Raw genomic sequence first — 18,011 nt, forward strand, 5'->3', positions numbered from 1 at the left:
TCGTCTCAGAGAGACGGGGTTATCAACATATCTGGCGTTGACTTTTGGCACGCTGTTGAGTTCTCAAGGAACGGACGCTTCCTTCGTACTCACCCGCAGAGTCTCTTCTCTGGGGCTTTCCTCCGGGCGCTTCCCTTCGGTGTTTCCAACCTTACCAGATCCGTTTTCCGTTCCGTTTCCGGTTCGGATTCCGTTTCCGGCTCCCTGTTGGAGCGGGATTTGCCTTCGGCTTTCGCTTTCCGGCTTTGCCGACTTTATCAGATTCATTCGGGCCGATCGAAATCGGCCGTCGCTTTCCGATAGGAAGTCGAGGAAGCTTCACCGGGAAGTGATTCACCGACGGAAGCTATTCAGATACTACCCGTTGCCGCTGGACCAGGTCCAACTGCCGCAACCGTTCGAATCTACCTCTCCACCGAACCCGTGTCAACAGGTTCTGTGGGGCGAAGAGGACAGTAGCAGCCCTGCGGCCTCCAGCGCACATCGAACCGGCACTGACCAGCCACGCAGCCACACCCTCAGCCGAAAACCGATGGTGGGCTCTCCAGATCCTCGAGCTCGATGCCCGGGGCCGAGAGGACGACGTCCCCGGCGAGGTGGATCGTGTGGCTCTCCCCGGTGTCCAGGGCGCTGACCTGGTACTCGTCCACGCTCAGGGTCCCGTTGTCAGTGGGGTGTGCTGTCCTTCTCAGCAGGGTCCACGACTGGTCCGTGGTCAGGGGTGCGAGGACGGGGGCGGTGAAGGAGACCAGCCGTACGCGGCGGGCGGGGTCGCCGGGGGCGAGCCGCAGCAGGCGGGATACGGCGACGTAGAAGGCGGGGGAGGTTCCGGTGAAGGCATGGGCACGGACGTTGCCCTCCGTGGCGTGTTCGCCGGTGGGGTCGGTACGGACCCAGGTGACGCCGTCGATCGCGGCGCCGCGCACCTGCCAGTCCCCCGCCTTCAGCTGGAGGCGGATCGGGCGGCCCAGGTCGTCCACGGCCAGGTCCACCGAGCCGGCGGGGGCGCCGGAGGGGGCGGTGACCTGCGAGACGTAGCGCCAGCCGGTGGGGCCGGTGGCGCACTGGAAGTGTTCTTCACCGAGGGGGGTGTGGTCGTGCGGATCGTGGAGCGAGTAGCGGCCGCGGGGCATGGTGAGGTCCTTGACGGGAAACGGTCAGGCCCCCGCCGTGGGGGCGGGGGCCTGTTCTACCAGCTGGCCGGGTGGTTGCCCGGTATGTCTGCGTCAGTAGCGGTAGTGGTCCGGCTTGTACGGGCCCTCCACCGGCACGCCGATGTACGCCGCCTGCTCCGGCCGCAGCGTCGTGAGCTTGGCGCCCAGCGCGTCCAGGTGCAGCCGGGCGACCTTCTCGTCCAGGTGCTTGGGCAGCACGTAGACGTCGGTCGGGTACGACTCGGGCTTGGTGAACAGCTCGATCTGGGCGATCGTCTGGTTCGCGAAGCTGTTGGACATCACGAACGACGGGTGGCCCGTGGCGTTGCCCAGGTTCAGCAGGCGGCCCTCCGAGAGGACGATGATCGCCTTGCCGTCCGGGAAGGTCCAGGTGTGGACCTGGGGCTTGACCTCGTCCTTGACGATGCCCGGTACCGCGGCGAGGCCGGCCATGTCGATCTCGTTGTCGAAGTGGCCGATGTTGCCGACGATCGCCTGGTGCTTCATCCGGGCCATGTCGGACGCCATGATGATGTCCTTGTTGCCCGTCGTGGTGATGAAGATGTCGGCGGTCTCGACGACGTCCTCGAGCCGGGCGACCTGGTAGCCGTCCATGGCGGCCTGCAGCGCGCAGATCGGGTCGATCTCGGTGACGATCACCCGGGCGCCCTGCCCGCGGAGCGATTCCGCGCAGCCCTTGCCGACGTCGCCGTAGCCGCAGACCACGGCGACCTTGCCGCCGATCAGGACGTCGGTGGCGCGGTTGATGCCGTCGATGAGCGAGTGGCGGCAGCCGTACTTGTTGTCGAACTTCGACTTCGTCACCGCGTCGTTGACGTTGATCGCGGGGAAGAGCAGCGTGCCGGCCTGCTGCATCTCGTACAGGCGGTGGACGCCCGTGGTGGTCTCCTCCGTGACGCCGCGGATCTCGGACGCCAGCTGGGTCCACTTCTGCGGGCTCTCGGCGAGGGTGCGGTTGAGGAGTTCGAGGATGACGCGGTGCTCCTCGTTCTCCGCGGTGTCCACGGAGGGTGCGGCGCCGGCCTTCTCGTACTCCACGCCCTTGTGGACGAGGAGCGTGGCGTCACCGCCGTCGTCGAGGATCATGTTGGGGCCGCCGGTGGGGCTGTCCGGCCAGGTCAGGGCCTGCTCGGTGCACCACCAGTACTCCTCCAGGGTCTCGCCCTTCCAGGCGAAGACCGGGACGCCCTTCGGGTCCTCCGGAGTGCCGTCGGGGCCGACCGCGATCGCGGCGGCGGCGTGGTCCTGGGTGGAGAAGATGTTGCAGGAGGCCCAGCGGACCCGGGCGCCCAGGGCGACCAGCGTCTCGATCAGCACGGCCGTCTGCACCGTCATGTGCAGGGAGCCGGTGATCCGGGCGCCCGCCAGCGGCTGAGCCGCCGCGTACTCCTTGCGGATCGCCATCAGGCCGGGCATCTCGTGCTCGGCCAGCGTGATCTCCTTGCGGCCGAAGGCCGCCAGCGACAGGTCCGCGACCTTGAAGTCCGGGCCGTTCTCGGTGGTCATACGGGCTGCTCCTTCTGCGGGCGTGAGCGAGGGTGGACACAGCTGTGCACGCGGCCGGGCCGCGAGGAAAGGCGCGTCGCCGGCTTCCTCCTGCCGTCCCCGACCGCAGCGCAGTCCGTCGGAGGCCCTCTCTCCCTCGGCCGGTCCGTCACGCGGGCCGCCCGACCGCCATCAGCAGCGACGTCTGGCTCTGGGCCGAATCTACACCGGGCCCCCGGGCGATCCCCAGCCCCCTGGGGCCCCGATCCGACGGATCGTCGGTTTCTCGTCAGGTTCTCGACGGATCCCCCATCGGTGCTCGACCTTGCGTCAGTGCGCGGGGGTGCCGGGGCCGGGTCCGCCCGGGGTGGCGGCGGGGTCCTCGCCGGCGGCCGCGGCGGACTCGCTGTAGATGTCGGGCTCCAGGTAGATGACGCGGGCGATGGGCACGGCCGCGCGGATCCGCTCCTCGGCGGCGTCGATCGCGCGGGCGACCTGGGCGGCCGTGTCGTCGTGGCGCACCGCGATCTTGGCGGCGACCAGCAGTTCCTCGGGGCCGAGGTGGAGGGTGCGCATGTGGATGACGCCGGTGACGGTGGAGCCGTCCACCGCGGCGGCGCGGATCCGGGCGATCTGTTCGGGCCCGGCGGCCTCGCCGAGCAGCAGCGACTTGGTCTCCGCCGCCAGGACCAGGGCGATGAGCACCAGCAGGGTGCCGATGCAGAGGGTGCCGATGCCGTCCCAGAGGCCGTCGCCCGTGGCGATGGCCAGGGACACGCCGGCGAGGGCCAGCACGAGGCCGATCAGCGCGCCGAAGTCCTCCAGGAGCACGACCGGCAGTTCGGGGGCCTTGGCCGTGCGGATGAACTGGGACCAGGACTGCTCGCCGCGCAGTTCGTCGGACTCCTTGACGGCCGTGCGGAAGGAGAAGCCCTCGGCGACGACGGCGAAGACCAGGACGCCGACGGGCCAGTACCAGTGCTCCACCGCGTGCGGGTGCCGGATCTTCTCGTAGCCCTCGTAGAGGGCGAAGACGCCGCCGATGGTGAAGAGGACGACGGAGACGAGGAAGCCGTAGACGTAGCGCTCGCGGCCGTAGCCGAAGGGGTGCTCCTCGCTGGCCTCCTTCTTGGCCTTCCGGCCGCCGAGCAGCAGCAGCGCCTGGTTGCCGGAGTCGGCGACCGAGTGCACGCCTTCGGCGAGCATCGAGGAGGAGCCGCTGAAGGCGAAGGCGACGAATTTCGCCGCGGCGATGGCCAGGTTGGCCCCGAGCGCGGCGACGATGGCCCTGGTTCCGCCCGTTGCACTCATGTGCGCGTGGTGTCCCTTCGGCTGCGGTTCGGCGTCCGGCTCTGTCCGGCCCTGCCGGCGGGTCATTCTCCCAGGTGCTGGGGAGCCGTGCCCGTCAGGCGGCGACGGTGGCCCGGAAGACGGTGGCCTCGCCGAGCAGTTCGACGCGCTCTCCGGCCCGGACGAAGGCTGATTCGCCCCGGCCCAGTTCGAGTTCGGTGCCGTCGTCGCCGCGCAGCAGGGCCGTGCCGGCCACGCACAGCAGGATCTGCGGGGTGCGGGCGTCCAGCGGGCGGGGCGGGGCGCCGGCGGCGCGGACGTAGCGGGAGAGGCGGAACTCGTCCACGGGGGTCTCGTACACCTCTTCCTCGCCGGCGTCGGCCTCCGGGCGCAGGACGTGCGGGGCGCCGGCCTCGAAGCGGACGACCCGCAGGAGTTCGGGGACGTCGACGTGCTTGGGGGTCAGGCCGCAGCGGAGCACGTTGTCGGAGTTGGCCATGATCTCGACGCCGAGGCCGCCGAGGTAGGCGTGCGGGACGCCGGCGCCGAGGTAGAGGCCCTCGCCGGGCTGGAGGCGTACATGGTTGAGGAGCATGGCGGCGATGACGCCGGGGTCGCCGGGGAAGTGCCGGGCGAGGGAGGTGTAGGCGGCGTAGGCCTCGCGGTGCGGGGTGCCGGGGGTGGCGGCGAGGCGTTCGGCGGCGGCCGTCGCGCGGGCGACGGTGTCGGCCATGGCGTCGCGGTCGGCGGTGAGGATGGCGGTGAGGATCTCGCGGAGGGCGTCGGCCTCGGGCTGGGCGTGCAGCAGGTCGACGTACGGCTTGAGGGGGTCGACGTCGAGGGCGGCGAGGAGTCCGGCGGTCTCGGCGGGGGCGCGGAAGCCGCAGAAGCCTTCGAAGTCGGTGAGGGCGCAGATGAGTTCGGGCTTGTGGCCGGCGTCCTTGTAGTTGCGGTGGGGGGCGTCGACGGGGATGCCGCGCTCCTCCTCGGCCGCGTGGCCGGCGCGGGCCCGGTCGAGATCGGGGTGGACCTGGAGGGAGAGCGGGCTGCCCGCGGCAAGGATCTTGAAGAGGAAGGGCAGCTGCGGGCCGAAGCGGCGGACGGTGCCGGGGCCGAGTTCGCCCTCGGGGTCGGCGGCGATGACGTCGGAGAGCGGGCGGGGGCCGTCGCCGCGGTCGACCCGGGAGGGGGCGCCGGGGTGGGCGCCCATCCACAGCTCGGCCTGGGGGCCGCCGGTGGGCGGGGTGCCGAGCAGCTCGGGGATCGCGGTGGTGGAGCCCCAGGCGTAGGGGCGCACGGTGTTGGCGAGGCGGTCCATGGACGGTCCTGACGTCGGTCGTGGGGCCCGGCAGGCTACGGAGCGCGGCAAAGCGGTGGAGCCGGGGTTGGCGTACTGCTGTCTACGAGATGTCTACGGGGCGGAGGCGAGGGCCAGGTAAACGGCGGCGAAGTCCGTGATGGCCAGGAGTTGGGCGGCGGTCTCCAGCGGAGTGCTGCCTTCCTCCGGCTCCAGCTCGCTGACGGGGGTGTCGTTCTGGAGGGCGAGCTCGCGGGCGGCGGGGGCGGGCGAGGTGACGTCGGGGGCGCGCTCGCGCAGCAGGAAGACGCGGGCGTGCAGGGCCTCGGGTTCCTCGACGCGGTCGCGGAAGAAGTCCTCGGGGTCGGCTCCGCCGGCGAAGGCCCCGGCGAGCAGGGTGCCGTGCGCGGTGAGCGCCTCGGGCAGCTCGGCGGAGAGCGCGGGGCGGCCGGCCAGTGCGGCGAGCACGGTGGCGAAGCGGCGGCCGGCCGCGGCGGCGAGTTCGCCCTCGGTCCAGATGAGGGGGAGGGCGTCCGCCAGCTCGGCGGCGAGGGTCTTGGCCGGGTTGCCGTAGGTGGCGATGGCCGGCCCGCAGCGTTCGGCGATGGTGTCGAGGCGGTCGGCGAGGCTCTCCAGGGCGGAGGGCGGGGCGGACAGCAGGCCGATGCGGTCGGAGAGGGACAGCAGCGGGGTGATCAGGGACCAGAGCGTGCCAGGGCCGCTGGGGAGGACCGACTCCTCGCCGGGCGGGGCCTCCTCGGCCATGGTCGCCTCGTAGGGGGTGGTGGTCAGCGGTACGGACAGGCCGCGGGCCTGGGCGGTGGCCTCGGCGAGCGGGGAACCGGCCGGGGAGACGCTGACGACGGAGCAGCCGCGCCTGTACGCCTGTTCGATCAGCAGGGCGAGGCCGGGTTCGGTGCCGTCCGGGCTGACGACGACCAGCAGGTCGAGGGGGCCGGTCCAGCCGGGGAGGGTCCAGCGCAGGGCGCCGGGGGCGGGCGCGACCCCGGCGGGGCGGACCAGGGCGACGGGGCAGCTGCCGCCGGCCAGCGCGCTGAGCAGGTCGACGGTGGACCCGGCGGCCGGTCCGGGGCCCGCGACGATCAGGGCGCGGGGCCGGCCGTCCGGGCGGAGTCCGCCTATCCCGGCCTCTGCGGCGTCGCGCGCGGCCGTGCGGACCCGGGCTCCGGACCCCGCGGCGCCCCGCAGGAGGCCGTGGAGGTCGGCGCGGGAGAGACCGTCCGGGTCATCGAGGAGCGACTCGTCGAACACCGTTGTTCAGCCTCCGATCGCCGATTGCCTGCCGGCAGCCATGGGGAACGGTCAGACGGGGCGGCGTGCCTCGTCCACCAGCATGACGGGGATGCCGTCGCGGACGGGGTAGGCCAGACCGCAGCCCTGGCCCTGGCACACCAGCTCGCTCCGCTCCTCCTGCTCGGGGCCCTGCTCGGCGGAGGCCTCCTCGCGGAGGGGGGCGTGGCACGCCGGGCAGGCGAGGATCTCCAGGAGGCCGGCTTCGAGCGCCATGGGGCGGGTTCCCTTCGGGGAGTGCGGGTGTACGGGTCTGTGATGGGCAGCCTACGGCTTCGCCGGACCGGGTGCGCCCCGGCCCGGCGGGATGCCGTGCGTTCGTGGGCCGCCCGGGCGGCCCCGGGGGATCAGGCCCGCACGATGGCGAGGACCTCGTCGCGGATCCGGTCCACCGTGGCGGCGTCGCGGGCCTCGACGTTCAGGCGCAGCAGCGGCTCGGTGTTGGAGGCGCGGAGGTTGAACCACCAGTCGGGGGTGGTGACCGTCAGGCCGTCGAGCTCGTCGAGCTCGGCGCCGTCGAGGTCCGCGTAGGCGGCCTTGACGGCGGCGGCGCGGCCGGCCTGGTCGGCGACAGTGCTGTTGATCTCGCCGGAGGCGGCGTAGCGGTCGTACTGGCGGACCAGCTCGGAGAGCGGTCCGGCCTGGCCGCCGAGCGCGGCGAGGACGTGCAGCGCGGCGAGCATGCCGGTGTCGGCGTTCCAGAAGTCACGGAAGTAGTAGTGGGCGGAGTGCTCGCCGCCGAAGATCGCGCCGGTGCGGGCCATCTCCTCCTTGATGAAGGAGTGCCCCACGCGGGTGCGGACCGCCTTGCCGCCGTGCTCCTTGACGACCTCGGGCACCGACCAGGAGGTGATGAGGTTGTGGATGACCGTGCCGCCGGGGTGCTTGGCCAGTTCGCGGGCGGCGACCAGGGCGGTGATCGCGGACGGGGAGACCGGCTCGCCGCGCTCGTCGACGACGAAGCAGCGGTCGGCGTCGCCGTCGAAGGCCAGGCCGATGTCGGCGCCGGTCTCGCGGACCTTGTCCTGGAGGTCGACGATGTTCTTCGGGTCGAGGGGGTTGGCCTCGTGGTTGGGGAAGGTGCCGTCCAGCTCGAAGTACATCGGCACGAGGTCGACCGGCAGGCCGTCGAGGACGGTGGGCACGGTGTGGCCGCCCATGCCGTTGCCCGCGTCGACGACGACCTTGAGCGGGCGGCCCCGGCGGAGGTCGACCAGGGAGCGCAGGTGCTCCGCGTAGTCGGCGAGGACGTCCCGCTGGGTGATCGCGCCGCGGGAGGCCGCGGCCTCGGGCGCGCCGCCGTCGGTCCAGCCCTCGACGAGGGCGCGGATCTCGGCGAGGCCGCTGTCCTGGCCGACCGGGGCGGCGCCCGCGCGGCACATCTTGATGCCGTTGTACTGGGCGGGGTTGTGGCTGGCGGTGAACATGGCGCCGGGCAGCCCCAGGTGGCCGCTGGCGAAGTAGAGCTGGTCGGTCGAGCAGAGACCGATCTCGGTGACGTCCACGCCGCGGGCCGCCGCGCCCTCGGCGAAGGCGCGGGCCAGGCCGGGCGAGGAGGGGCGCATGTCGTGGCCGACCACGATGGCGGTCGCGCCGGTCACCTGGGCGAAGGCTGCTCCGAACAGCCCGGCGAGGCGCTCGTCCCACTGCTCGGGGACCACGCCGCGCACGTCGTACGCCTTCACGATCTGTGAAAGGTCAGCCACAGCCAATCCCTCCTGGGAGTCCGGTTCGGCACCTACGGGACAACAAACCTACCCGGCGACACCGGCGATCCGGACCGCGCACGGGGGCAATGGTCCCGACAGGCCCTCAGGAGTCGGGCGAACGCAGGACCCTGAGGTGGCCTCGGCGGGCGACCTCCATCGGGTTGGCCTCGCGAACGCTCGGTCCGAGGGCTCCCGGGCCGGGCGCGGCGGCGGGGCGCTCCTGCGGACGGGCGGCCTCGCGCACCGCGTTGGCGAGCGCTTCGAGGTCGTCGCCGCTGGGCCGGGCCGGGCCGTTGCCGACGGCCAGGCGCACGACGTCCCACCCGCGGGGCGCGGTGAGGCGCTCGGAGTGCTCGGCGCACAGGTCGTAGCAGTGGGGTTCGGCGTAGGTGGCGAGCGGGCCGAGGACGGCGGTCGAATCGGCGTAGACGTACGTCAGCGTCGCGACGGCCGGGCGGCCGCACGCGGTGCGCGAACAGCGACGTACAGGGCTCACGACGTTGGACGGTACCGCACTCTTGAGCGGGCCGCGACGACTCACCCCCGGCTCACTCCTCCGTGTCGTCCCAGTTCGTCCGGTGGACGCCGATCCCGAACCTCCTGGTCGAGCGGCGCGGGGCGGGCAAGGTGCCGCGTCCGCCGACAGAGAAATCTGTCACCACCGGGTACACATAGTGTCATTCCGCATGCGGAGCCCGGTCTTCGAGGTGGCTGTAATTGATCGCAGAGCTGTCCTGAACGCTCATCGGGCGACATGCGATGAGATGGGCGGCTACGGCCTGCATACGGCCGGGCGGCGGATACTCTCGGACGTGATGGACAGCCCCGTACCTCCCCCGGACGACACCGGGGGCGCCCCCCGACCCGCCGGACCGCGCCCCAGGCGCCGCGACCGCCACGGACGCGGCATGCGCGGACCGATCGCGCCGCCCCAGGTGCCGCTGTCGGTCAGCCGGGGGGAGGCATTCGTCGACCTCGTGCACGACTCCGCGGAGCGGCTGGAGCGGCGCTGGCCCCAGCTGGCCGCGGTCGACTTCCTGGTCCGCGAGGTGCCGGTCCCGGCCGACGAGAGCGGCCCGGCCGGCGGCCTGGAGGCCCTGCTCGACGGGGACTCCGTGCCGCTCGGCCGGTACCTCCCGGCGCGCGGGAACCACCCGGACCGGATCGTCGTCTACCGCCGTCCGGTGGAGATCCGCACCAAGACGCGGGACGAGCGCGCCCTGCTGGTGCACGAGGTGGTCGTCGAGCAGGTCGCCGAACTGCTCGGTCTGGCGCCCGAGTCGGTCGACCCGCGCTACGGCCAGGACTGACGCCCGGCCGGGAGCCGGTCAGCGGCGGGTCAGCAGCGACAGGTCCGGCCGCGCCTCCGGGACGGCCACCGTGGACCGGTCGTCCGGAATTGGCTGGATCGTAAACATCGGGACGCCGTCCTTGGGCAGCGCGAGCATCCGCGCGGCATGCACCTCGCCGCCGGAGACCTTCTCGACGGTCAGCGCGTAGCCGCCCTTCCCGCCGGCCGGCTGCGGCGGCTCCACGGCCAGCGTGGCGCCGGCCTTGACGGTGTACGTCTTGGTGACCGGCGTGCCGCCGTCGCTGCCGGCCGAGGCGGTGACCTTGACCTGCGCCTCCTTGCCGGGGGCGGTGAGGTAGAGGGTGCTGCTCCGGTCCCGGTTGTCGGCCGCGGTGCCGCGCACCTCGATCGCCGGGGTGGCCGGGATGAACGCCGTCTCCTGCTTGTCGTCCTTGCCGCGCGTGACCCGCAGCGCGGCCGTCACCGGCGAGCCGCCGCCCGCGTCGCCGCCCTGGGAGGTGAGCAGCAGCGAGCCGGCCTCGCCCCGGGTGAGGTCGCCCAGGTCCACGGCCGCGGTCATGCCGCCCTTCACGTGCAGCGACTCATGGCCCGCCGGGCTGATCGAACCGCTCGCGCCGGCCAGCCGGACCTTCAGGTCCGCGTCGTCCGGTCCGGGCGCGAAGGCGACCAGCCGGACGGAGGTGGCGTCGGCGGGGATGCCCGGCAGGACGAGGCTCTTGGCGGGCTCGCCGGCCGACGGCAGCCAGTCCCCGCCCGTCTTCTCGTCGGCCGCCTGGACCGCCGCGCCGACCCGCCCGGAGCGCGCCGCCACGTGCAGGGTGAGGTCGTCCGCCGGGGCGCTCGTCAGCGTGGACAGCAGCACCGGGAGTGTGGAACGGGGCGGAACGGTGACGCCTTCCCCGGTGGCCGACTGGACCCGCCCGTCCGCGCCGTAGAGCTCCAGGTCGACCACGGCCGCGCTGCTGTCCGGATTGGTCAGGTGGACGTAGTCCTGGCGCGACTTCGCGGTGCTCACACCGGGGAACCAGAAGGACGTGTCCGGGGCCGTGCAGGAGAGGCCGTGCAGACCGCGCCCGCTGCCCGCGCTGACCGTGGTGGTCTGCTGCACGGTCCAGCCGGGCGCGAGCGGCCCGTCGGCCGTGCCGATGAGGGCGGGGGCGTCGGAACGGTCGGTGCCGGCGGTGACCGGCCTGCCGGGCTCCTTGAGGGACAGCACCGGCTTGTCCGGAGCGGCCTTCTCGTCCGTCTTCTTCTTGCTTCCCTTGCCGTCCTTGCTGTCCTTGCCGTCCTTGGCGTCCGGCCGGGTGCCGCCCGCCGGGGCGGCCGCCGGCAGCAGGTCGGCCGGGGTCCGCGCCGCCCCGCCGGATCCGGCCGGGGTGAACGCGGTGTACGTCGTCTCCGCCACGTCGGAGGAGGTGGGCACCGGGCACAGCAGTGCGGAACGCTGCACGGGCAGCCGCGCGGGCTGCTTCGCGGCCGTACCGGTCCCGCCGCCCGAACCGCTCCCCCCGGAGGGCGCCGTCAGCGCGGCGACTCCCGTGACGGCGGCCAGCGCGGCAGTCACGGCGAACAGGGACAGGGTGGTGCGCTTCACTGCTGCTCGCTCCCGTCACGGTGGGACTGCTGCCGGCCGTAGCCGTACGGGTCGTACACATCGCCCTGGTAGGGCTCGGCCGGGTACGGGCCGGTCTGGCCGCCGTAGGGGTCCTGGTACTGACCGTGCTGCTGGTACGAGCCGTGCCCGTCGTCCTGGTACGACTGCCAGCCGCCCTCCCAGTGCTGCTGCGGCACGGCGGCGTAGGGGTCGGCGGGCTGGGCGTACGGGTCGTAGGGGCCGGCGGCGGGCGCGGCGTACGGGTCGGCGTCGGCCGCCGCGTACGGGTCGGCCGGCGGTTGCGGCTCGTACGGCTCGGGGGCCGCCTCGGCCTGCGGTACCGGCGACGGCGTACCGGCCGCCTGTTCGGCCCCGGCCCCGGCCTCGGCCTCGGCGGCGGCGCGCAGGCGGCGGGCCCGGCGGCCCTCGCCCGGTACGGCCTGGGCCGGCACCGGGGCGGCGGGCTCCACCGTCTCCGGCAGGTCGTCGTCGATCCTGCGGCGGCGGCCGGGCAGTGCGAGGACGACCAGGACGACCGCGAGCAGCCCCTGCGCCCACGTCCAGGCGGCACGGCCCAGCGGGGTCTCGTACGTCAGGTCCAGCCGGCCGCCGGTGGCGGGCAGCCTGAAGCCCTGGGCCCAGCCGTCGACGGTCGTGCGCGTGAGCGGTTTGCCGTCGAGGGTGGCCGTCCAGCCGGGCGTGGCCTTGTCGGCGAGCCGCAGCACGCGCCCTGCCGGGCCGGCGGGGAGCTTGGTGTGCGCTTCGACGGGTCCGGCGGCGACGGGGACGGGCGCGGCCTGTCCGGCGCCGGTGACGGTCACCCGGGCGACCTGCCGGTCGACCCGCCACAGGGCGCCGCGGTCCTCCTGGCTGAGCCGGGTCAGGCCGGGGGTGGTGTCGAGGACGCGGGCGGTGCGGGCGGGTGCGCCGGGGCGGAGGATGACGTATCCGACGGCGTAGTCGGCGAGCCGTCCGGCCTGGTCGGCGCCGGAGCCGGCGACGAGGTGGGAGACGACCGAGTCGAGCCGCTTGTCCGCACCGGCCGACACGGCGAGTTCGGCGTCGCCCATGCGCGCGCCGGAGCCCCGGACGAGCGTGTAGGCGACGCGGGCGGCGTCGCCGCCCAGCACCAGAGTGCGGGCCTGGTCACGGGTGCCGGCCTCCTCGGCGACGAACGCGGGCACCTGCACCGGGTCGCGCCGCTCCAGCGGGCCCGCCGCGCCGTCCGCCATCCAGACGACGGCGGCGACCAGCGGGGCGGCCCCGGCCGCGAGGGCGATCAGACCGGCGACCGGCTGCCGCCAGCCGAAGCTGAGCGCCGCCACGCGCTCCTTCGCGCCCTCGGCGCCGACGACGGCCGCCGCGATCAGGGCGAGGGCGTAGAGGAGGGTGGCCGGTCCGGCCCAGGCGGTGCGGTTGGCGAGCACCGCGCACAGCAGACCGGCGAGCGCGACGGCCCAGGCGGTACGGACGGCGAACTGCCGGTCCGCGCGCAGCAGGGCGGCCAGCGCGGCCAGGACCACACCGGTCAGCAGGAACATGCCGAAGGTCTTCGGGCCGCCGGGGTCGCCCGCGAGCAGTTGCGGGGCCGAGGCGGGCGCGTGCGCGTACGCCAGGCCGGCCTCGGTCTGGAAGCGGCCCGGGTCGGTGAACAGGCCGAGCGACCAGGGGGCGAGGACGAGGACCGGGGTGGCGGTCACGGCCAGCAGCCGCGGCCCGTGCACGCCGAGCCGCGCCGTGCCGCCGCGCACGCAGTGCGCCACCAGGACGGCGAGACCGAGCAGCAGGGCGAGCGGCCAGACGACGGGCGTGAAGGCGGTGGCGACGGTCAGCAGCAGCGCGTACGTCCAGCAGGCGCGCCAGGACGGGCGGGCGTCCGGGGCGTGCAGGCCGGCCGCCGAGACGGCGGCGCGGGCCATGAGCGGCAGCAGCACGGCCAGGACCGCGGTACCGAGGCGGCCCTGGGCGAGGGCGCCGGTGGCGGCGGGCAGGAAGGCGTACGCCACGCTCGCCCAGGCGCGCAGCGGCCGGGAGGTGACGAGCGGCCGGGAGGCGAAGTAGGCGCTGAGTCCGGCCAGTGGCACGGAACAGACCAGCAGCAGGGTCAGCGTGAAGCCGGTGGAGCCCAGGAAGAGGGTCGACAGCGCGGCCAGCACGGCGAGGTAGGGCGGTGCGCCGGCGGTGGTGCCGGTGCCGGTCGGGTGCCAGCCGTCGGTGTAGCTCGTCCACAGGGCGGACACGCCGTCCGGTACGGGCAGCAGGGCACCGCCGGACAGCGCGCCGCCGCCGAGGAGACCGCGGCAGGCGACGGCGGAGACGAGCAGCAGCAGGGTGAAGAGGACGGGCGCGGGCTTGCGGGCCAGTCTGCGCAGCCGGGCGAACTGTTCGACGTGCAGGTAGTCGGCGTCCTCGCCGCCGGGTCCGGACTCGACCGCGCCGTGGCGTCCGGCGGACGAGAGCGTGTCGTCCGATCGGCCGCCGAAGTTGCTCGCCAGTTGTTCGACGGTGGCGCGGACGGTCGCGCCGGGCGGCGGGAAGAGCGGGCGCAGCTCTCCGGGCGGGACGGCCGGCTGTCCGCGCCGCTTGCGGGCCGCGAGGACGCGGCCGGGGCGCAGGAGCGTGCCGATGAGCCCGGTGAGTTCGTCGAGCGCCTGGCCGGGCGCCTTGCCGACCAGATAGCCGAGGGTGCGCAGCAGGGTGCTGAGGACGAGCCGCAGCATGACGTACGGCAGGAGGGCGCCGCGCGTGTTGGCGAGCAGGGTGTAGACGGCGCCGGCCTTGTCGACGCGGTGCGGGTTCGCGGTCGTACGGCCGACGCAGTCGACGGGGCGGCGTTCGCGGGCGGACGCCTCGGCGTGCCGCATGACGGCATCGGGGGCGATGAGGACGTGGTGGCCGGCGGCGTGGGCGCGCCAGCACAGGTCGACGTCGTCGCGCATGAGGGGCAGCCGGGGGTCGAAGCCGCCGAGCCGCTGGAGGACGTCGCGGCGGACGAGCATGCCGGCGGTGGAGACGGACAGCACGGAGCGGACCTGGTCGTGCTGGCCCTGGTCCTGCTCGCGGCGTTCGAGGCCGGTCCAGCGGCGGCCGCTGCGGGCGATGGAGACGCCCACCTCGAGCAGCTGTCTGCGGTCGTACCAGCTGCGGAGCTTGGGGCCGACGACGGCGGCGTCGGGGTCGGAGTCGGCGACGCGCAGCAGTTCGCGCAGGGCGCCGGGCTCGGGGGCGCAGTCGTCGTGCAGCAGCCACAGCCACTGCACCGGCTCGCCGTGCGGACCGGTGTGGGAGTCGCCGTGGGAGCCGTAGCCGTCGGGGTCGTCCTCGCGCCAGGTACGGCTGACGGGGTCCCAGCCGCTGGAGCGCCTCAGGTAGGGCAGCTCCTCGACGGTCGGCGCGGGGGCGGCCCGGAGGGCCTCCTCGACGGCGGTGCCGAAGCCGGCGCGCCGGGCGAGGTGCAGGACGCGGTCGTCGCCGAGCGCCTCGGCGAGCAGCCGGGCGGAGTCGTCGGTGCTGCCGGTGTCGGCGGCGACGATGTCCTGCACGGGGCGTTCCTGGCCGAGCAGCCCGGCGAGCGCGTCGGGCAGCCAGCGCGCGCCGTCGTGGCTGACGACGACGGCGGTGACGACGTGGCGGGGGAACGCCGGCGGGACGGTGGGATCGAACAGGGCAGCGGCGGCCGGGAAGCGGGCCGCCGTGGTGCTGTGCACGGACATCGAGGTACGGGCCCTCCGGCCGGGTGTCCCTCCGGGGACCCCGGGAGGACTGCGGTGCTGGACTGCTGTGGACGTGTGCGCCCGGGCGGGCGTCGGCGCGTCCCGCAGGCCCCCACCCTAGTGGCTGCAAAGAGAGCGGTCCGCCTCCTGCGTGCGGGGCGCTGGAGACGGACCGTGCGATATGGACGGTGTTGCGGAGATGTCCGGGCCGGACCGTGTCACGGTCCCCGCTCCGGGATTTCGACAAGACATATCGTCAGACTGCTCGGAAGAGTGCTCGGACTGCTCGCTCTTTGCCGCTGTCGCCGCGGAACCGGTCCTCAGACCGCGGCCTTCTTCAGGCGGCGGCGCTCCCGCTCGGACAAACCGCCCCAGATCCCGAAGCGTTCGTCGTTGGCGAGGGCGTATTCGAGGCATTCGGAACGGACTTCACAGGCGAGGCAGACCTTCTTCGCCTCCCGGGTGGATCCACCCTTCTCCGGGAAGAAGGACTCGGGGTCGGTCTGAGCGCACAACGCGCGCTCCTGCCAGCCGAGCTCCTCGTCCGCCTCCTCGACCAGCAGTTGCTGGAACAGCTCGGTCATGTGCGCCCCTTGATTGTCATTGCGTCCCCGTGTGCTGCCGTCATCGGGTGCGGCAGAACGACACGAGTGAAATTACAAGTGCGGCGATCCGGGCCAGTCAAGCCGGGATCTGCTATTGAGCCCCTTATTCACTCTGCGGAACCAAGGCCGAGCGCAAGGTTGCCAAACCACCACAAGAATGGACACACCTCCCAGCGACCCCAAAGACCCCTTCTTCATCTCCTTACCGGTGAGGACGCCGCACCTGGCGGAGCCGTTGCACCCGGCCGCTGCCACCCAAACCCTTCACCGGGCTCGATCACCGGAAGTGATGAACATAGTCCCCCAAACCGGACATCCGGTTGACAGGGAAGCGTGCGAGCCGTTCTTCTTGTACGCATGCCAGCCACCTCCCTCCTCCTGGCCGTCGCCCAGGGGACCCTCAGCCTGACCCGTGCGTACGGGTCCCGCTGCGCGGTGTGCTGTCGCTGTTCCAGCTGTTCCTGCTGTTGATGCCGTAGGAGCCCGTCGGGCTCCCGCTCCAGCCGGATCATCGAGCTCTTCCTCTCTCTTCCCGCACTCGTGCACGCCCCGCACCCTGCGTGCGCGCTTTCCCCGCCGAGGAACTCCCACACCATGAACAGCGACGTCCAGATCGCCGGCGACCCGCTCGCCGTCCCGCACCTGATGCCGCCGCCCGCCGCCCACCCCGCCACCGTCGCCGAGTTCGCCGGACTGGCCCGCACCATCGCGGCCGACCCGGACTCCTGGCGGCCGCTCGTCCGCTACGACGCCGTCAGCCGCTGGTACCACCGGTTGCGCACCGGCCCCGGCTACGAGGTGTGGCTGCTGAGCTGGGTGCCCGGGCAGGGCAGCGGACTGCACGACCACGGCCGCTCCTCCGGCGTGCTGACCGTGCTGAGCGGCGAGCTCACCGAGACCTCGGGGATCGCCGGGGCCTCCGGGGCCACCAGGACCTCCGTCCGCCGGCTGCACGCCGGCGACCAGCGCGTCTTCGCCCCCGGCTATGTCCACGAGGTCGGCAACCACGCCCTGGAACCGGCCGTCAGCCTGCACGTCTACTTCCCGGGCCTGACCGAGATGCCGATGCACCACCGCCCCGGCTGCGCCTCCGCCACGCGCCCGGCTGCCCGGGAAGCGGTGCACGGCTGACACACTGCGTGCATGCGCATTGTGGTTCTGGCCGGCGGGATCGGGGGCGCCCGCTTCCTCCGCGGCCTCAAGTCAGCAGTCCCCGACGCGGACATCACCGTCATCGGGAACACGGGCGACGACATCCACCTCTTCGGCCTCAAGGTCTGCCCCGACCTCGACACGGTGATGTACACCCTCGGCGGCGGTATCCACGAGGAACAGGGCTGGGGCCGGGCCGGTGAGACCTTCGCGGTGAAGGAGGAGCTCGCCGCCTACGGCGTCGGCCCCGAGTGGTTCGGGCTCGGCGACCGCGACTTCGCCACCCACATCGTCCGGACACAGATGATCTCCGCCGGCTATCCGCTCAGCGCCGTCACCGAGGCGCTGTGCGACCGCTGGCAGCCGGGCGTGCGGCTGCTGCCCATGACCGACGACCGCGTCGAGACCCACGTCCTCGTCGACGACCCCGACGGGCCCCCGAAGGGCGACGCCGAGGGCGGCGGCCGCAAGGCGATCCACTTCCAGGAGTACTGGGTGCGCCTGCGCGCCTCCCTGACCGCCCACGCGATCGTCCCCGTCGGCGCCGAGCAGTCCAAGCCCGCGCCCGGTGTGCTGGAGGCCATCGCCGCCGCCGACGTCATCCTCTTCCCGCCGTCCAACCCCGTCGTCAGCATCGGCACGATCCTCGCCGTGCCCGGCATCCGCGAGGCCATCGCCGACGCCGGGGTGCCCGTCGTCGGCCTGTCCCCCATCGTCGGCGGCGCGCCCGTACGCGGCATGGCCGACAAGGTCCTCGCCGCCGTCGGCGTCGAGGCGACCGCCGACGCGGTCGCGCTCCACTACGGTTCCGGGCTGCTCGACGGCTGGCTCGTCGACACCGTCGACACCGCCGCCGTGCCGGCCGTCGAGGAGGCCGGCATCCGCTGCCGCGCCGTGCCGCTCATGATGACCGACGTCGACGCCGCCGCCCGGATGGCCGCCGAGGCGCTGGCGCTCGCCGAGGAGGTCCGCGCGTGAGCGACCTGCCGTCGAGCGACCTGCCGCTGAGCGACCTGCCGTCCTACCGGGTGTGGGCCCTGCCCGGCATCCCCGAGGTCCGGCCCGGCGACGACCTCGTCAAGATCATCGCCTCGGCCGCGACGGCTGAGGGCACCCCCGGGCTCGCCGACGGGGACGTCCTCGTCGTCACCTCGAAGATCGTCAGCAAGGCCGAGGGGCGGATCCTGCGGGCCGAGGACCGCGAGGCCGCGATCGACGCGGAGACCGTGCGCGTGGTCGCCCGGCGCGGCGCCCTGCGCGTCGTCGAGAACCGGCTCGGGCTCGTCATGGCCGCGGCCGGCGTCGACGCCTCCAACACCGCCGCCGGAACGGTCCTGCTGCTCCCCGAGGATCCGGACGCCACCGCCC

The 18,011-nt window shown here is 73.4% G+C and carries 15 protein-coding genes; 4 read left to right on the plus strand and 11 right to left on the minus strand.

Annotation, left to right across the window (positions count from 1 at the left end; genetic code table 11):
* Positions 1 to 518 precede the first annotated feature (518 nt).
* The 8 genes from AB0K09_RS14810 to AB0K09_RS14845 form a co-directional block, all read right to left on the minus strand.
* Positions 519 to 1,133, minus strand: a complete 615-nt coding sequence (locus tag AB0K09_RS14810; RefSeq protein ID WP_366065743.1) for a hypothetical protein — start codon at positions 1,131 to 1,133, stop codon at positions 519 to 521.
* 93 nt (positions 1,134 to 1,226) lie between these two features.
* Positions 1,227 to 2,681 carry an adenosylhomocysteinase gene (gene ahcY, locus AB0K09_RS14815; protein ID WP_366065744.1) on the minus strand — a complete coding sequence of 485 codons (1,455 nt, stop codon included), beginning with the start codon at positions 2,679 to 2,681 and terminating at the stop codon, positions 1,227 to 1,229.
* 309 nt (positions 2,682 to 2,990) lie between these two features.
* Positions 2,991 to 3,971, minus strand: coding sequence for a cation diffusion facilitator family transporter (locus AB0K09_RS14820; protein ID WP_366065745.1), 981 nt, complete (start codon positions 3,969 to 3,971; stop codon positions 2,991 to 2,993).
* 94 nt (positions 3,972 to 4,065) lie between these two features.
* Positions 4,066 to 5,268, minus strand: coding sequence for a mannose-6-phosphate isomerase, class I (gene manA / locus AB0K09_RS14825; RefSeq protein WP_366065746.1), 1,203 nt, complete (start codon positions 5,266 to 5,268; stop codon positions 4,066 to 4,068).
* 93 nt (positions 5,269 to 5,361) lie between these two features.
* Positions 5,362 to 6,519 carry an SIS domain-containing protein gene (locus AB0K09_RS14830; protein WP_366065747.1) on the minus strand — a complete coding sequence of 386 codons (1,158 nt, stop codon included), beginning with the start codon at positions 6,517 to 6,519 and terminating at the stop codon, positions 5,362 to 5,364.
* 51 nt (positions 6,520 to 6,570) lie between these two features.
* Positions 6,571 to 6,774 (minus strand): Trm112 family protein, encoded by a 204-nt coding sequence (locus tag AB0K09_RS14835; protein ID WP_366065748.1) that lies wholly within the window; start codon positions 6,772 to 6,774, stop codon positions 6,571 to 6,573.
* 131 nt (positions 6,775 to 6,905) lie between these two features.
* Positions 6,906 to 8,264, minus strand: coding sequence for a phosphomannomutase/phosphoglucomutase (locus tag AB0K09_RS14840; RefSeq protein ID WP_366065749.1), 1,359 nt, complete (start codon positions 8,262 to 8,264; stop codon positions 6,906 to 6,908).
* A 106-nt stretch (positions 8,265 to 8,370) separates the two neighbouring features.
* Positions 8,371 to 8,808 carry a DUF3499 domain-containing protein gene (locus tag AB0K09_RS14845; protein WP_366065750.1) on the minus strand — a complete coding sequence of 146 codons (438 nt, stop codon included), beginning with the start codon at positions 8,806 to 8,808 and terminating at the stop codon, positions 8,371 to 8,373.
* A 274-nt stretch (positions 8,809 to 9,082) separates the two neighbouring features.
* Between AB0K09_RS14845 and AB0K09_RS14850 the strand changes: the two genes are divergently transcribed.
* Positions 9,083 to 9,577, plus strand: coding sequence for a metallopeptidase family protein (locus AB0K09_RS14850; protein ID WP_366065751.1), 495 nt, complete (start codon positions 9,083 to 9,085; stop codon positions 9,575 to 9,577).
* An 18-nt stretch (positions 9,578 to 9,595) separates the two neighbouring features.
* Here the strand turns inward: AB0K09_RS14850 and AB0K09_RS14855 are convergent, their stop codons facing one another.
* From AB0K09_RS14855 to AB0K09_RS14865, 3 genes are all read right to left on the minus strand, one after another.
* Positions 9,596 to 11,173: a DUF5719 family protein gene (locus AB0K09_RS14855; RefSeq protein WP_366065752.1), complete on the minus strand. Its 1,578-nt coding sequence runs from the start codon at positions 11,171 to 11,173 to the stop codon at positions 9,596 to 9,598.
* Positions 11,170 to 14,886 (minus strand): glycosyltransferase family 2 protein, encoded by a 3,717-nt coding sequence (locus AB0K09_RS14860; protein WP_366065753.1) that lies wholly within the window; start codon positions 14,884 to 14,886, stop codon positions 11,170 to 11,172. Before AB0K09_RS14860 ends, AB0K09_RS14855 begins: the two co-directional genes overlap by 4 nt.
* Before the next feature lie 320 nt (positions 14,887 to 15,206).
* Positions 15,207 to 15,470 (minus strand): WhiB family transcriptional regulator, encoded by a 264-nt coding sequence (locus AB0K09_RS14865; protein WP_004952403.1) that lies wholly within the window; start codon positions 15,468 to 15,470, stop codon positions 15,207 to 15,209.
* A gap of 615 nt (positions 15,471 to 16,085) precedes the next feature.
* On the opposite strand from AB0K09_RS14865, the gene AB0K09_RS14870 reads away from it, so the two are divergent.
* The 3 genes from AB0K09_RS14870 to AB0K09_RS14880 all read left to right on the plus strand — a co-directional run.
* Positions 16,086 to 16,622 carry a cysteine dioxygenase family protein gene (locus tag AB0K09_RS14870; RefSeq protein WP_366065754.1) on the plus strand — a complete coding sequence of 179 codons (537 nt, stop codon included), beginning with the start codon at positions 16,086 to 16,088 and terminating at the stop codon, positions 16,620 to 16,622.
* 12 nt (positions 16,623 to 16,634) lie between these two features.
* Entirely contained in the window at positions 16,635 to 17,621 is a 987-nt protein-coding gene (gene cofD, locus AB0K09_RS14875) for a 2-phospho-L-lactate transferase (protein WP_366065755.1), read from the plus strand.
* Positions 17,618 to 18,011: coenzyme F420-0:L-glutamate ligase (locus AB0K09_RS14880; RefSeq protein ID WP_366065756.1), on the plus strand; the 394-nt coding region annotated here is incomplete at its 3' end. The genes cofD and AB0K09_RS14880, both read left to right, overlap by 4 nt.

Origin of the sequence: Streptomyces sp. NPDC049577, from assembly GCF_040675635.1 — a bacterium.
In the GTDB taxonomy this organism is placed as follows: domain Bacteria; phylum Actinomycetota; class Actinomycetes; order Streptomycetales; family Streptomycetaceae; genus Streptomyces.